The following is a 15,807-nucleotide window of genomic DNA, read 5'->3' as shown; positions in this document are numbered from 1 at the left end:
TTAATTGCAAGTGTGAATAAAAAATTATTAACAAGAAGGAAGAAGGGTTTATAAGATGAAAAGAATATTAGCATTAACTTTAGCCGGTATTTCAACATTAATGATATTAGCTGGTTGTGGAAACAAGGAAGTAATTCAAGATAAGAACTTAACCTTTGGAATACTTCCAGCTGAATCAGCAATTCCAATAATTATTGCTAAAGAAAAAGGATTTTTTGAAAAAGAAGGAATTAATCTTGATCTGCAAGCCTTTAATGCACCAAATGATCGTGATGCAGCAGTACAAGCAGGTAAAATTGATGGTATTATAGCTGATACAATGACGTCACTAACTTATCATGAAGCTGGCATTCCTATGAAAATTACCTCTGACATTAATGAAGATTTTAAATTATTAACTTCACCAAACTCAGGTATTGATACCTTTGAAAAGTTAAACAACAAGGATGTATCTATAGTTCCAAACTATGTGTTAGAGTACATAATGGATAAGATGGCAGAAAAAAATAACATAAAATACAAGATAACTATGATTCCATCATTCACAGCTCGTTTTGAAGCATTGCTTGCTGACCAAATAAGTGGAGTTATCTTTACAGAGCCTCAAGCTACAATGCTTGCAGCTAAGGGAGCAAAGGTTTTAGCAACTTCTAAGGAATATGGAATAAAAGCAGGTTCAATATTATTTAGCGAAAGTTCTATAACAACAAAATCTAATGCAATTAAAAACTTCTATAAAGCGTATAACGATGCTGTAGATTATATGAGCAACACAGATGCAAAAGAATATAGTGAAATTCTAAAGAAATATAACTTCCCAGATGCAATTACAGGCTATTTAAATGGTAATGCAAAATATGAAAAAGCAGGAAAAGTTACAGAAGAAACTTTCGTAGACGTTTTAAAATGGACTAAATCTAAAGGAACAGTTAAGAAGGATTATAAATTTGAAGATATTAGTAATTTTGAATTCATAAAATAAAGAAAAAAGCATGGTTCCCCATGCTTTTTCTTTATATTTAGCTCTTTTCCTATTATAGTCTATATAAACATTGCTATTTACTTTATTTGGATATAACTCATTTAATATGCGAATTGAATTACGGAGCCACAGGTGGCACAAAAGTTCTTGTAGCAAGTTCCGCATCTAAACTATAAAGAGCATGCGGATCATTTTCAATTCTTTGAAGTTTTTTAATAATAGCTGAAACAGTAGACATTTCCTCAACTTGTTCATCTATAAACCATTTTAAGAAACTGATAGTAGCATGTTCTCTTTCTTCAGTAGCTATATCCATTAAGTTATAAATTCTATCAGTAACAGATTTTTCGTGTTCTAAAGTAACATAAAAAGCTTCTAATATGGAATCATATTCATTCCTTGGCTCTTGAATTCCCTCAAAAGTTATTCTGCCATCCATTTCTTTTATAAAATTAAAGAATTTCACTGCATGAAATTTTTCTTCTTCTGCTTGCACTGTAAAGAAATTTGTAAATCCATCTAAGTCCTGAGAAGCACAGTATCCAGCTAGTGCTAAATAAACATGAGATGAATAAAATTCATAGTTCATTTGTTTGTTTAATTCATTAAAAAGTCTTTCGCTTATCATAAAATATTCCTCCTGTAACGATAAATTTTCGTTAGCCCAATTTTAATTATACCCATAGAAATTTATTGTAATCACAGAAATGTCACCAGGACATATATGATTTAAAATCCTCAATAAAGGATATTCTTTGGAATAAAAAGTTGGTTTTACTATATAATACCATATAAATAATAATTTTCAAGTAATAATTACTATTTATTAGTAAATTAGGGAAATGCTAAAATGTAAATCTTTATTAATTAAGATATAAATCATCACTAGATAAGATAATTTTTAATAGGTGTATTATTTTATTGCCAAGACATTTAAAAAAGTAATATGACTATTATTTCATTAAGAGTTCAGTTTAATTTTAATGGAGTGCTATTTCATTATGTTAAGTTAAGTATAATAAATAAAAGCCAAAAACCATCAAATAAAAAAGATAGGCTCTAATAGAACCTACCTTTTTATCCTTTTTATTAATTTAGGTGATGGCGAGTATACAAAATTAAAAGTTAACTACCTTTGAAAGTCTAGTCAATAATTGTTTTCCTAATACAACAGCTATTGAAGCTTTTATAATATCTCCAGGAATAAAAGGTATACAAGAATATTTAAGGGCGCCATAGAAATTTATATCTTTTCCCATGTAATTTGTAAATATTAAATAAAAGTATGGAACTCCAACAACATATATTATTATGCTACCTAAAATTACAGCAAGGGCTATTGCTATAATTGATTTATTTTTCTCTGTAATTTTACCAACTATATAAGCTGCAATTATAAATCCTATTAAGAAACCAAAGGTTGGATGAAATATGGATCCAAGCCCACCAGATCCTCCTGAGAAAACAGGAAGTCCAACTAAACCTAAAAGCACATAAGCAATTTGAGAAAGCATTCCAAGTTTACTACCCAAAATTAGTCCGGATAAGATAACAAATAAACTCTGCAATGTTATTGGCACTGGCCCTATGGGAATTGAGATGAAAGCACCTATAGCAGTTAATGCAGTAAATAGCGAAGTTATTATTAGATCACGAGTTGATAATTTCATTTTAAGTCTCCTTTATGTAAAAAATATTTAATACTAACGTTAGCTTGGCTTAAAGTAAACTGTTCTTTTCATAGCAATGTTTTAGACATAATTCTAAATAGGATTAAGTACATAAAAATGTAGATTATTAAAACTATTTTTAATTAATCATATAAACAATTGACGATATCAATTAAGAGTAATAAAAAGCTTTTAAGTATTCGAATATTGTAAACGTAAAAAATATACGAGGTTTACAATTATAATAACATAAAGGTTTTTCTAAGTCAAAAGTTTTATTAAACTACATTTATTTAGTAATTTTACAGAGTTTTATTTTCCTTATTCTTATATACTTGAATATTTACCATAAGTTTCATCTTAGTGAAAAAGTTAACAACAAAATATTTTATTTTTCGACTAAAATCCCCTAAATTTTAATATTATACTTACGATAAATATATATAAGTCTTATATATGAATTATTTGTTAATTAATTTCAAGGGTTTTAATATTGATTTTAATCAAATTAAAAAAGAAAGCAAATGCTTGCATTTGAAAAGTGATACCTCGCAACTCAACATTTTATTGTAATATAGGTTTATTACATAAATTACTCCAAAATGAACTAATTAATTATTTAATCTTAATAAAAAGTTCTAGTAAATAATTTCTTACAGAATATTTGCTTTCTATTTAATTAATCATTGGTGTAAAAAAATTCAATTTGAACATTACTCTAAATCAACATTAACAAAGTTACCCTTTATATATAAGTTCTAAAGATATTTTATTTATGGGAGGTACAAAAAATGGAAATCAAAAAGCAATCTCAAAGGCTAGGTCTAAAATCAGTAAGAGCAAAACTTATAGGAAGTTTTTTAGCTATTTGTTTAATCCCACTTATTGCAGTAGGAGGTTTTACTTATTTTCAATCTTATTCCCTACTTAACGAAAAATTAGAAATAACAAGTGGACAAACATTAGAAGAAATTGACCGTGGGCTAACAAATTATTTTAGTGCTATGTCTAATCCTTTAGAGATGTTGGCAGTAAACTATAATTTTGTTAATGTTGAAACTGTTCCAGATTCGGATAATTACATTAAGCTATTTTTAAAAGATGCCCAAAGTACAGATACAAACATAAGTACAATGTTTTATGGTACGGAGACAGGAAAGTTATTACTTTATCCAGAAGTAACTCTTCCAGATGGATTTGATCCAAGAACTACAGGATGGTATAAAGAGGCCTTAAGTAAAAAGGGGCAAGTAGTTATAAGTCCTCCTTATGTGGATACAGCTACTAAAGCATATACAGTGACTTTATCTAAAACTGTAGAGAACAATGGAAATGTCACTGGTGTTGTAGGAATGGATATATCTCTTGGAAAGCTAGCAGAGAGTTTATCAGCTATTAAAATTGGTAAAGAAGGTTATGTAGCTATTAGTGATGATAAAGGAGTTCTAATAACTCACCCTAAGAAAGAGCTAATAGGCACTGATACTATGAAACAGCAAAGCTTCTGGGCTGATATGGAAAAAAAACCAAGTGGTTTTGCAGATTATGAGTTTGAAGGACAAAAAAAATATGCAGTATATAGAACTAGCGATTTAACTGGATGGAAGATAGTAGCAACGCTTCAAAATAGCGAACTTTTAAATGATACTAATAAAATACTATATACAATTTTACAAGCAGTGCTTTTAGTTGGAATAGTAGTTGCAGCATTATCAATATTTATAAGTAAGGGTATAGCAAATAATGTAAAAAAAGTAGAAGAAGCTATTAATAAAGCATCTCAGGGCGATTTAACTGTTAGTGTAGAAATTAAGTCTAAGGATGAGTTTAATAGGCTGGGAGCTGCTTTCAATAATATGATGGGAAGTATGTCTGCCCTAATGAAAAATGTTGGTCATTCTTCTAAATCTGTGTTAGAAACTGCAAGTAACCTAGCAGCAATGTCACAACAAACTACGGCAGCTGTACATCAAGTGGCGCAAGCTATGGATGAAATCGCTTTAGGATCTACAAAACAAGCAGAAAGTACCCTTCAAAGTGCTACCAATATGGAAGAACTATCAGTTAAACTTGATGTTATATCAGAATCTACAAAGGATATGGGAGATATATCATCTGATACGGAAAAGTTAAGTAGTACAGGACTTACTATGGTTGAAGAGTTAATGGAAATATCCAGCGGAACAAAAACTTCATCTATAGAAGTAGGTAAGTTAGTTAAGGATGTTAATAGCAGTATGACTCAAATCACCGCTATTTCAGATGCTATATCTCAAATTACAGAACAAACAAACTTGCTATCACTAAATGCTTCAATCGAAGCAGCAAGAGCAGGAGAATCTGGTAGAGGGTTTGCAGTAGTTGCGGATGAAATAAGAAAACTTGCAGATCAATCTAAACATTCTACTGAAGAAATAAAAGCTATTATTAATGATATTCAAAAGAAATCTATAGCAGCAGTAGAAGCTATGAATGGAAATGAAATTGCTGTTAATAATCAAACTCAAGTTGTTAATAAAACTAAAGAAATATTTGATAACATTATTAATGGTATCTTTGCATTAACAAATAAAGTTGGAGAAGTTCAAAACTTTATAGATGAAATACAAGAGAAAAAGGACAATGTAGTATGTCAAATTGAAAATGTTTCTTCTATTTCAGAGGAAACGGCTTCAGCTACAGAAGAGGTTTCAGCTTCTACTGAGGAAATTACTGCTACCATGAATGATTTCACTCAATATGCACAAGATTTACAACTGTTATCAGAAAAGCTTGAGGGAGAAATTAATAACTTTAAAATTTAGTCTACCTCTTAACTTAAATAAATAAACAGGCTCAATGATATAAAACCTTATAGCATAAATGAGCGGAAATCCCTATGGAAATTTAATTTCTGTAGGGATTTTTCTTTCATAAATATACGTAAGCAATGTTGAAAAGTAGGGAATGGGTGAAAATGACATTGAATATAGCTACGATACATTTCAAATATAAATTTTAAAGTTTCTGACGACAATATATGACAGAATATTGGAATTTGCAAAGATATAATTAACATATATAGAATGTAGCTTCAAGGAATAATTGAGGGTGATTATATGAATGGCATATTAAAGGAAATAACCGATAACATATCAGAGGGCATTATTGTAATAAATACTGAGGGAATAATCACGACTTATAACAAGATTGCTAGAGATATATTTGGAATACTTAGACAAGAAGTAGTAGGTCATGATGCTGGAATTATAAAAAATGGGGATCTTGTATTTATCGTAGACAATAAATTTGGAAAAGATGATGGTAACTTAATTAGAGAAGACTTGAAAAAAATTTCTATTTATGACGATAATATAATGCTAGAGGATTCAATTTTGTGCTTTGGAATCTATAATAAATCGGAGAAATGTAAAGATATAGTATCTAATTACAAGATTATTAAGCCCGAAAATCAAAATGGAAAAGCTACGTTGGTAGGTGAACATAAAAAGGTTTCCTATGAATTAAGTATAGATTATCATCTGAAGATACTAGATATAAAAATAAATAGTACAAGCTATGAAACCAAATATAATAATGGATTTGGACATATGATAATTTTAAGAGAAGGCAAAGTTTTATTTTATCAAAGTCATGGATATACTGCAAGAAATGAGACTATAAAACAAATTTTAAATGGCAAGTCCTTCAGAGAAAAGGGACAAAATGCAAAGGTTCTTGAGCCTATTGGGAATTTCTTATTTGAAATACATGAAAAAAATGAAGAAATGATAGAATTTTTTAAAGCAGCCACAGATAGTGATATAGCTTTGAAAAATAAATTCATGGAGATAAATGGCATTGCTACTCTTTCTTCTATAACACCTATTTATGATGGAAATAAAAAGTATGGTGCCATGCTTAAGGTAGAAGATATCACGGAGCTAAGGAAAGTTGTAGAGGAAAGAAATATACTTTTAGAAAACTTAAAGAAGACAGAATCCCTTTTAGAAAACGAGAAAATAACAGAGAGTTTTAAGGAATTTATTGGTGTAAGTAGTCATATCAAAAATGTACAAACCCTAGCTTATAAATCTTCTAGGACAAATTCTTCAGTGCTAATATTAGGGGAAAGTGGTACTGGAAAAAGCACTTTAGCAAAGGAAATCCACAGATTAAGCTCTAGAAATGAAAATAAATTTATTCATATAAATTGTGCATCCTTACCAGAAAGTCTTCTGGAGAGCGAACTTTTCGGATATGAAGGGGGAGCTTTTACAAACTCAAAAAAGAATGGAAAAATAGGATTATTAGAATTAGCTAATGGTGGTACTTTATTTTTAGATGAAATAGGAGACATGGCCATGTCTACCCAAGGGAAGCTATTAAACTTTCTCCAAAATAAGAAGTTTTATAGGGTAGGCGGAATAGAAGAAATAACTGTAGATACAAGAATAATTTCTGCAACTAATAAGAATCTTGAAAATGCCATTGAAGAAGGTAAATTCAGAGAAGATTTATACTATAGAATAAATATTATTCCCATATATATTGAAGCCTTAAGAAACAGGTCAGAAGATGTGCCTATTCTTGTAGATTTACTATTGCCTAAGATAACTTTTAAGCTAAACAAAGAAAAGTTCATAGTTACCAGTGAGGCAATGCAAAAACTAATTAGGTACCCTTGGCAAGGAAACATAAGAGAATTAGAAAATATATTAGAAAGAGCAGTAAGTCTCAGTGACTCAAATGTAATATATTCAAAGAACCTACATTTTGAAAAAACCACTAAAGAAAATAAAGTTGAAACAGGAACCTTAAAAGGATGTTTAGAGAGATATGAATGTGAAATCATTTTAAATTCTTTAAAGAATAATCAAGGGAATATAAAAAATTCTATTAAAGAGTTGGCTATAGGAAAAACTAGTTTTTATGACAAAATAAAAAAATATGGTATTAAAATAGAGAACTTAAGTGACGACAAATAGGTACAAGATTTCATTATTTTAGTCATATTTAAAGCCGTATTTTAAGCTTTATCTATAATTATAATTTTCCTAGAAAATCTAATTTAAATGAACTTGATAAGTGTAGAAGAATAAATAATTAAGAGATTTTATAATGTTATATTTTTAAAATAAATAAACTTGTAATGTCTAAGAAAAAATAGAAGTAGTTCACATTTTCGGAAAATGTTCAAAAACTCGGAAAGTTACGCTTGTACAAAAATACGGGGGTAAGATTCTATATATTTAAATTGAATTAAGATCAAAGTATATTATATTATTAATATAAAGTCATCAGCTAATGAGGATACATCAAGAATAACTACAATTAATTTAAGTACCTTGTCAAAGTTAAAACATAAGGAAGAATAGTTATTAGGAATTTAGGTTTAAAGTAATTTGCCTTAGAAAGAAGTTTTTTATCCTCATAGTTCAGTTTTTCGGAAAAACACTCTAGTTAATATTTCATAAATAAAGTAATAAACGCTGTAACCACTGCAAGGAGACAGTTTAAGAATTGATTAATTTTAAGTTTATTTGGCACAGAACTTGCTTTTAATAAATATTAGTTTCTATTATTAACTTCACAAATATGTGGCATATTTTTTTACCATCACACAATCTGCGAAATTTATGGGAACAAATATATGAAATAAGAGTTTAGGAGTGGTTATATGTTTGGTATAGAAAACAGAGATGGAACTTTATATTTTTCTAATTGCAATGTGGAAAAATTAGCTGAAAAGTATGGTACTCCACTTTATGTTATTTCAGAACCTAGTATCAAAAATAAGTGCAAGGAAGTAAGAGACAGTTTTTTAAATAAATACCCTAATACTAAAGCATTTTATGCAAGTAAGGCCTTTCTCACCCTTGAAATGGGGAAAATGATTAAAGATGAAGGTTTGGGATTAGATGTGGTTTCAGGTGGAGAACTATTTGTAGCACTAAAAGCAGGGGTGGACCCTAAAAATATAATGTTTCATGGGAACAATAAAACTAGAGGCGAGCTTATCATGGCTATTGAGAGAGGCGTTGGTCGAATAGTTGTTGATAGTGTAGACGAATTAATTCTATTAGATGAGTTGGCTTGTGAGCAAAATAAAATTGTAGAAATTTTATTTAGAATAACTCCGAATATAGATTGCAACACTCATAAATATATCTCTACAGGACAAAAAGATTCTAAGTTTGGAATTCCATTAAATGAAGAAATTATAAAGGCAGCTATAAGTAAAGCAGTTAAATCTGTTAATATAAAGTTAAGAGGCATACATTTCCATGTGGGATCTCAGCTTTTTGACAACTCAAACCATCTTAAGGCTATTGAAAATGCAACTTTACTTATGAAGAATCTTAAGGAGGAAATGAATGTAGTTATCGAAGAACTTAATGTAGGCGGGGGATTTGGCATAAAATATGTTGAAAGTGATAACACAAAACCTCTTAGCTATTTTGTAGATGCGATTATGGAAAAGGTTTCAGAAAAATGTAGTGAATACAATTTAAGTATACCAAGTATTTTTATTGAACCAGGTAGATGGATTGTAGGTGAAGCTGGTATAACTCTTTATAATATTGGAACTGTAAAGGAAATCCCAGAGGTAAGAACTTATGTATCAGTGGATGGAGGATTGCCAGATAATCCAAGAACAGCACTTTATCATGCAAAATATGAAGCTTATATAGCTACAAAACTAAATTATGAAAGAGATAAAACTGTGACCATTGCTGGAAAATGTTGTGAATCTGGGGATGTTCTAATATGGGATCTTCTAGTACCTAAAAGTATTCAAAGAGGAGATATATTAGCTGTAATGAGTACTGGTGCGTATAATTACTCTATGTCTAGCAATTATAACAAAATTCCAAGACCAGCAGTAGTAATGGTTAATCATGGAGAAGAAAGAATAATAGTAAAAAGAGAAAGCTATGAAGATTTAATAGCAATGGAAGTAATATAGATATTTATTAATAGCAAGAATTCAAGAAATGTTGATATTAAAAACCTTAAAAATCAAAGAAGATTTATTAATGTAAGATCTTAGATTTTCTTGGTTGTAGAAAATTAAATACCTATAAGTATAGAATTATATCGGAGGTGAATTAGTTTATGTATGATTTTAATAAAAAAGTAGATAGAAGCAAAAATAACTCAGCTAAATGGGATGAAATAGGGAAGAATTTTATATCAGATGATTTATTACCAATGTGGGTTGCTGATATGGATTTTGAGACAGCTCCTGAAATACTAGAAGCCATGAGAAATAAGTTAGAAGAGAAAATATTTGGTTATGTATCTAGACCAAATTCATATTTTGACAGTGCAGTTCAGTGGACTAAAAGAAGGCATAATTACAATGTCTCCATTGAAACATTGATGCACTCACCAGGAGTTGTTCCCTCTATATCTTTAATTTTAAGACTTTTTTCTAGTGAAAAAGATAAGGTGATTATTCAAACACCAGTATATTATCCTTTTTCTAATGTAGTTAAACAAAATAACAGAACTTTAATTATAAATAAATTAAAGGAGGAAGAAGGAAGATATTCAATAGACTTCGAGGATTTTGAGAAAAAGTGTGAAGATCCAGAAGTAAAATGGTTTATACTGAGCAATCCACATAATCCAGTGGGAAGAGTGTGGACTAAGGAAGAGTTAGAAAGATTGGCTCAAATTTGTTTAAGGAATAATGTAAGAGTAATTGCTGATGAAATATGGAGAGATTTAGTATACAAGAATCATAAGTTTATCCATTTTGCATCTCTATCAAAAGAAATAGAAGATATAACCATTACATGTTTTGCTGCAAGTAAAACTTTTAATATTGCAGGACTACAAGCTTCATTCATATCTTTTCCAAGAAAAGAAGAATTAATGAAATTTGATTATGAACTTGGAGTTTTGGATATGAAAAGAAACAATCCCTTTAGTTTGGTTGCTATGGAGGCTGCTTTTAACAGTGGTGAACCATGGCTAGAAGAATTATTAGTATATTTAGAAAGTAATGCAAATTACTTGATAGAATATTTAAGAAAAAATGTATCTCAGGTAAAAGTAACTAAACCTGAAGGGACATATTTAATTTGGTTGGACTTTAGAGAATTAAAGTTAACAAATGAAGAACTTTCAACATTACTTCAGGAAAAAGGAAAAATAGCGCTGGATGATGGATTTTGGTTTGGTGAAGATGGAGGTGGTTTTGCTAGGATGAATATAGCTTGTCCAAGATATATTTTAGAAGATGGACTAGAGAGAATAAAAAAGGCAGTAGATAGTATTAGTAAAAGTAGCAATTAAACTCACTTAGTCTTAAAAGTTCACTTAAACTAAGATCTCAAGGTGATTATATTGAGCATTCAAATTATAAAAAATTAGGGGGAATATAATATGAAGGCATTTTTCGAAGCTATCAATAACTTTTTCGAGTTTATAGTTCCAATCGCTGATTTTCTGTGGGATTTTCCCACAAATCTTCAGTGGTATGGAGATATTCCTGTATTAGGAAACTTCTCATTAGCAATAATTTTACTTTTAGGTTCAGGGATTTATTTTACTTTTAAAACTGGTTTTGTTCAATGTAAAAGATTTAAAACTGGAATTCGTATTCTTGTAGAGAAAAAAGCTTCAGATACAGGGATTAGCCCACTGGCTGCATTTTTATTAAGTTCAGCTATGCGTATTGGACCTGGAAATATTATGGGGGTAACTGGTGCTATATCCGTTGGGGGACCTGGCGCACTATTTTGGATGTGGGTTTCTGCATTTTTTGGAATGTCTATTGCTTTTGGAGAAGCGGTACTTGCTCAGATTTTTAAAGAGAAAAAGGGTAGTGAATTTGTTGGTGGACTTCCATTCTATGGACAAAAGATTCTTGGTGATAAGCGCTGGGTGGGAGTAACATTATCTATAATTTTCACAGTTTATGCCTTGTTTAGTATTCCAGGCCAAACTTTTCATCTGTTCACAAGCTTAGGTTCAGTGGCTGATACAGTGGCTGGCACTACTTTTGATAGGCAGTCTGGAGTTTATTATGGTATTGCAATATTCTTAGTAATTACAGTTGCACTTACTGTTCTTGGAGGACTTAAGCGTGTAACAGCAGTTACTGATTTAATGGTACCTGTAATGGCAGTTATTTATACATTAGTTATTCTTATAATAATATTATTTAATCTTGATCAGATTCCTTACTTCTTTACATCAGTTTTTGGAGGAGCCTTTAAACCTCAAGCTTTATTTGGAGGAGCCTTTGGAGTGGCACTAGCTCAAGGTATTAAACGTGGATTAATGTCAAATGAAGCTGGTCAAGGTACAATTACTATGGCAGCAGCAGTTGCAGATAATGACCATCCAGTAGAACAAGGATTTGTTCAAGCTATAGGGGTATTCCTTGACACTATGATAATTTGTTCAATGACTGGGTTTGTAATTGTTATGGCTCATGTATGGACTGGAGAGGCAGGAGTTACTTGGGATGCTATAAAAGATTCTAAGCTTACAGTGTATCTAGAATCAGTTAAATACTTAGTACCAGGTACGGCATTTGATCCAATAGTTAAGGTTATTTTATCTGTTTGCTATGGACTATTTGCCTTTACTACATTAGTAGGATTAATCTTATTTGCTGAGATATCAGGAAACTTGATATCAAGAAGCAAGAAGTTCATTATGGGAATACGTATAGTTGGCGCATTATTCTTTGTTCCATTTGGAGCACTTACTGTACTTGCAGGATTAGAACTTGGAAATCTATGGTACATCTCTGATTTCGTAAATATTATGGTGGTTTATGCTAACGTTCCGATTTTATTGATTGGATCTAAAATAGTGTTTAAGGCTTTAGATAACTATAATGAAACAAAGGGAGCTAAGTTTAAAGGCAAATCTATAGGTATTCATTCTAAATTTTGGGATGATGGCATAGGGATGTAACAAAATAATATTATATATCAAAAAAAGCTAAGTAGTTGTTTACTCTTAGCTTTTTTTACGTATAGCATACTTCGCCAGAGGACTCTTGAAATTTTAATAGGCAATATAGAAGCAAATATAGTTAAAATTAATGATAAATTTAAAACTGATATGTATGGAGCATGTCTAGTGCCACTACATATGGAAAGTATAGCGTTAAAACATCGCTAGGTATACGAATGGGAAGGAATAGAGGTGATTCACGATTAAAATCATAGCTATTAGAAAGTAAAATAGATATACAAGCAAGTATTTAGTATTCATATAAGTTTCATTGGTTAGGTGTGCATTAAAGTATGTTAATATAAAATTGTACAAAATTTAAGTGTGGTGATGATTTTGGTTTCTATAATAATTCCAGTGTTGAATGAAGAGGCCACTATAGAAAAAATTCTTATTAGTTTATATAATTTGCCGGGGAATAAAGAGATTATTGTTGTAGATGGTGGCAGTGTAGATAATACTGTTACTATTGCGAAGAAGTATGGAAAAGTAATGGTAAGTGAAAAAGGAAGAGCAAATCAGATGAATTCTGGAGCATTAAGTGCTAAGGGAGATATATTTTGGTTTCTTCACTCAGATTCTATAGTTGATGTTAATAGTATAACAGCTATAGAGAGAGCTATTTCAAGTGGGTATGTAGGTGGTGGATTTTCATTACACTTTTATGACTACAAATCTGCATTTTTAAAGTACATATATATTACTTCAAATATGAGAGCTAAATATCTAAAGTTATACTTTGGAGATCAAGGAATATTTGTAAGCAGGAATGTTTTTCAAGAATTAAAAGGGTTTAAGAATATGCCAATAATGGAGGATTGGGATTTTTCAACAAGAATTAAATATATTGGAAAGTTAATCTTATTAAGAAAACCTATAGGAACCTCTGCTAGAAGATTTATAAAGGGAGGACCTTTAAAAACACACCTGCTAATGCATAAAATAAAAATTTTATATATACTTGGAAAAACTCCAAAAGAGTTAGCAAAGTTATATAAGAATATTAGATAGGGGGGATTTTTTTGAACAATCATGAATTAATAAAACAAATAGAAACTTATATAAGAATCAAAGGATTATGTGGACTACTTAATATTAAAAATAATTTTGTAGTTAGTTTTTTAGCACAAGGAGAATATAATATAAATTTTATTATAGAAGATAACAACACTAAATATGTTTTCCGAATAAATACAGGTAGTCAAATTGAAGTAAAAAATCAAATTAAATACGAGTATGATGCGTTGAAGGTATTAGAGATAAGTGGGGTAACACCAAAGGTATACTATGTTGATTACTCGAGAGAGATAATAAACTATGGATTATTAATAATGGAATATTTACATGGAAGGCCATTGAAGTATGACACTGATTTGCTAAAAGCTGCAAGGATATTTTCTCAAATTCATACTATTGATGCAAGTTCAAATAAATATAACAATTTTATAATAGAAGAAAATTTATTTAGTGACAGGATTAGGGAAGGAGAAAGGCTTTTAAAAGAATTCTTTCTGTCTCCAATTCCATCGATGGAATTAAAGAGATTTTTTACTAACTATTTAGAATGGTGTTACAAAAATAGACATAAAGAAAGATATTTTAGTGAAAATAAGCTTCAGGTTATAAATAACACAGAAGTAAATTCACATAATTTTATAATAGGAGAAAAAGCTTATTTAATAGATTGGGAAAAGCCAGTAATAAGTGATCCGTGTCAAGATTTAACTCAGTTTCTTGCACCAACAACTACCTTGTGGAGAAGAAATTACATATTATCAAAGGATGAAAATCAGAAATTTATAAAATCCTATGCTGCTGCTATAAATAAACCATCAATGGATATTGAAGAAAGGATAAATCTTTATAATCCCTACTTATATTTAAGAGCCTTAAGTTGGTGTGCCTATGCATATGTTGAATATAAAAAAGAATATAAAACAATTAAAAACAATGAAACTTTTAAGAAAATAGAATTGTATCTTGAAAGGAACTTTTTAAAGAGTTTATTAGAAGAATACAATATAGATTTCTAATAGGTTAGGGGGATATTTTGGATACAGCTTTAATAATTATGAGTCGTATTCCTGTGGAAGGAAGAACTAAGACAAGACTTATGAATTTCTTAACAGGAAAACAATGTGCAGAATTACATAAGTGTTTTTTAAAGGACATATTTTCTTTATGTAATGAACTTGAAAAACAGATGGATATATATCTTACATATACTGCTGAGGATGGTCCTTATGAGATTATAAAACATATAGTGCCAGAGTATATAGAAGCTTTTTCTCAATGGGGTAGGACTTTAGGGGATAGGATGGCTAATGCTATAAAATATGTAAAGGGTAAGGGGTATAAAAAGGTTTTACTTATTGGGACAGATATACCCCATGTGCAGATGGAAGATATACTTCTTGCTGTAGAAGTCCTTAAGGAAAAAGATGTATGTTTAGGGCCAACTTATGATGGTGGATATTATATGATTGGTATGAAGAATATTTATGAAGAGATTTTTGAAAACGATATAAATTGGGGAAACAAAACAGTTTTGGAAGGAACTATACACAAAATCAACTCTCTAGGGCTTACCTGTGGGTTAGGAACTAAACTTTATGATATAGACACTAAGGAAGACTTAATATTGTTGATTAAAGACTTTTATTTTAAGGAATTTAAACCCTGTAAGTATCCTGAAAGTACTTTAATGTTTTTAAAAGAGACTAACTTTAGTGAATTAGTAATAGGAACTCTTTATAGTGACAATTTGTAGAAGAATATAAGAATTCGTGAAGAACTAGACATTACTTTATTAATGGTGGGGATAAGAAGGACGTAGAAAATCAATACAGATATCTATAGAAATAGGAGAAGTAGTTTTTAATAATACAAGTTAAGAAAAATTGGTTTTGGAAAATTTTTTACATATTTTGCATTGTATGAGCAAAATATAGAATCAAGGGTGAATAGTGACGTTAAACACTACCATGTGTGTCGCTAAAAGGAATATGATGAAAATAAAAGAAAATTGTAGCATAATAAATTTAAATTCTATAAATAGTAATAAGTATAAAAATAAGAGAGAAAGTACTTGATATAATACTCTTTGTCGCTGAGATGCAGTGGCGAGAAAGTAAAATAACAAATTGGTCTTTGAAAATTAAACAGAGAAAAAGGTAAAACCAGTTAATTCCG

Annotated in this window: 11 protein-coding genes; 9 read left to right on the top strand and 2 right to left on the bottom strand. The window is 29.9% G+C overall.

Annotated elements, in window-relative coordinates:
* The first annotated feature begins 55 nt into the window (after positions 1-55).
* Positions 56-982 (top strand): ABC transporter substrate-binding protein, encoded by a 927-nt coding sequence (locus RR409_RS17170; RefSeq protein WP_332558998.1) that lies wholly within the window; start codon positions 56-58, stop codon positions 980-982.
* A gap of 118 nt (positions 983-1,100) precedes the next feature.
* Here RR409_RS17170 and RR409_RS17165 read toward each other — a convergent pair whose 3' ends face one another.
* The gene (locus RR409_RS17165) at positions 1,101-1,610 is read right to left on the bottom strand and encodes a ferritin (RefSeq protein ID WP_332558997.1); all 510 of its coding nucleotides are present in this window, start codon (positions 1,608-1,610) and stop codon (positions 1,101-1,103) included.
* 490 nt (positions 1,611-2,100) lie between these two features.
* Positions 2,101-2,652: a biotin transporter BioY gene (locus RR409_RS17160; protein WP_332558996.1), complete on the bottom strand. Its 552-nt coding sequence runs from the start codon at positions 2,650-2,652 to the stop codon at positions 2,101-2,103.
* Positions 2,653-3,443: 791 nt separating this feature from the next.
* On the opposite strand from RR409_RS17160, the gene RR409_RS17155 reads away from it, so the two are divergent.
* The 8 genes from RR409_RS17155 to RR409_RS17120 all read left to right on the top strand — a co-directional run bounded on the left by RR409_RS17155 (position 3,444) and on the right by RR409_RS17120 (position 15,385).
* The gene (locus RR409_RS17155) at positions 3,444-5,456 is read left to right on the top strand and encodes a methyl-accepting chemotaxis protein (protein ID WP_332558995.1); all 2,013 of its coding nucleotides are present in this window, start codon (positions 3,444-3,446) and stop codon (positions 5,454-5,456) included.
* Positions 5,457-5,750: 294 nt separating this feature from the next.
* Positions 5,751-7,619, top strand: coding sequence for a sigma 54-interacting transcriptional regulator (locus tag RR409_RS17150; protein WP_332558994.1), 1,869 nt, complete (start codon positions 5,751-5,753; stop codon positions 7,617-7,619).
* A gap of 692 nt (positions 7,620-8,311) precedes the next feature.
* Positions 8,312-9,601, top strand: coding sequence for a diaminopimelate decarboxylase (gene lysA, locus RR409_RS17145; protein WP_332558993.1), 1,290 nt, complete (start codon positions 8,312-8,314; stop codon positions 9,599-9,601).
* Positions 9,602-9,750: 149 nt separating this feature from the next.
* Complete coding sequence (locus tag RR409_RS17140; protein WP_332558992.1) at positions 9,751-10,938, top strand: MalY/PatB family protein; 1,188 nt, start codon at positions 9,751-9,753, stop codon at positions 10,936-10,938.
* A 90-nt stretch (positions 10,939-11,028) separates the two neighbouring features.
* Positions 11,029-12,573 carry an amino acid carrier protein gene (locus RR409_RS17135; RefSeq protein WP_332558991.1) on the top strand — a complete coding sequence of 515 codons (1,545 nt, stop codon included), beginning with the start codon at positions 11,029-11,031 and terminating at the stop codon, positions 12,571-12,573.
* Between the two features lie 378 nt (positions 12,574-12,951).
* Positions 12,952-13,626: a TIGR04283 family arsenosugar biosynthesis glycosyltransferase gene (locus tag RR409_RS17130; protein ID WP_332558990.1), complete on the top strand. Its 675-nt coding sequence runs from the start codon at positions 12,952-12,954 to the stop codon at positions 13,624-13,626.
* Between the two features lie 11 nt (positions 13,627-13,637).
* Positions 13,638-14,648 (top strand): phosphotransferase, encoded by a 1,011-nt coding sequence (locus tag RR409_RS17125; protein ID WP_332558989.1) that lies wholly within the window; start codon positions 13,638-13,640, stop codon positions 14,646-14,648.
* A 17-nt stretch (positions 14,649-14,665) separates the two neighbouring features.
* Positions 14,666-15,385, top strand: coding sequence for a TIGR04282 family arsenosugar biosynthesis glycosyltransferase (locus tag RR409_RS17120; protein WP_332558988.1), 720 nt, complete (start codon positions 14,666-14,668; stop codon positions 15,383-15,385).
* Positions 15,386-15,807 lie beyond the last annotated feature (422 nt).

The sequence above is a fragment of the Clostridium sp. genome (assembly GCF_036642255.1).
Classification (GTDB): Bacteria; Bacillota; Clostridia; order Clostridiales; family Clostridiaceae; genus Clostridium_J.
The sequence above is the reverse complement of the archived record's forward strand: the minus strand, read 5'-3'. Positions and strand labels throughout refer to the sequence as shown.